The organism is Streptomyces sp. N35, assembly GCF_016464295.1.
In the GTDB taxonomy this organism is placed as follows: domain Bacteria; phylum Actinomycetota; class Actinomycetes; order Streptomycetales; family Streptomycetaceae; genus Streptomyces.
Genome location: NZ_JAEIMH010000219.1, coordinates 1 through 664, shown reverse-complemented (window position 1 = coordinate 664; position 664 = coordinate 1). Strand labels below are relative to the sequence as shown.

At 63.9% G+C, this 664-nt stretch carries 1 protein-coding gene and 1 pseudogene; one reads left to right on the top strand and one right to left on the bottom strand.

Annotated features, from left to right (window positions below):
* Positions 1-61: 61 nt before the first annotated feature.
* Positions 62-283 (bottom strand): hypothetical protein, encoded by a 222-nt coding sequence (locus JAO81_RS44195; protein ID WP_199553259.1) that lies wholly within the window; start codon positions 281-283, stop codon positions 62-64.
* 167 nt (positions 284-450) lie between these two features.
* On the opposite strand from JAO81_RS44195, the pseudogene JAO81_RS44190 reads away from it, so the two are divergent.
* Positions 451-664 (top strand): annotated as a pseudogene (locus JAO81_RS44190) (hypothetical protein); the annotation flags it as partial.

Sequence of the window (664 nt, the reverse complement as noted above, 5' to 3'; positions counted from 1 at the left end):
CGCTGTTTGGGGTCCGACGACACCCGTGCGTAGATCACGGCGCGGAGCGGGGGCGCAGCGGTCATTTACGATCACCGCCTTCGTAAGCGCGCACCAAGTCGGCCAGCGGGCCGATGAGACGCGGAACGGTGCTCTGCGCACCTCGCTCGTAGCCGTGCTGGTCGAGCACGGTCATGATGTCGATCATCAGGCCCATGGTGAAACGGTCCGGAGCATCCTCGACGGAGCCGTTTTCAGACATGACGTTTTCGCCGCCATTCGGGCGGCCGGTACCATACGGCACGGTTCCTCTTCCCTGTCTTGGAGGGTTGGGGTTCAAGGCCTTGTCCGGTGTTGGTAGCACCGGGCAAGGCCGCAAAGGCGTAGAAGAATCGTGCCTGATGACATTTCGATCCGTCAAACCGAACTCTCGAACAACGCGGTTCAGCCCCTGTCGCATCGGCGGTATCCATGAACGCAGAAGAGACCTCGCCACTGACCCCCTTCCCTGTGCCGGGAGGCGCCTGGTTCTCGTTCCCGTGCCCGTCGTGGTGCGTGTCCGACCACGCGCCCGACTTGGAGGGTGCGGGCGGGCGGATGTACCCCGAGGACGTCGTCCACCGCGGCGCCCCCATCTGGCTCGGCCTTGAGGGAATGAAGGTCCTTGAGGCGTATATCCAGGATG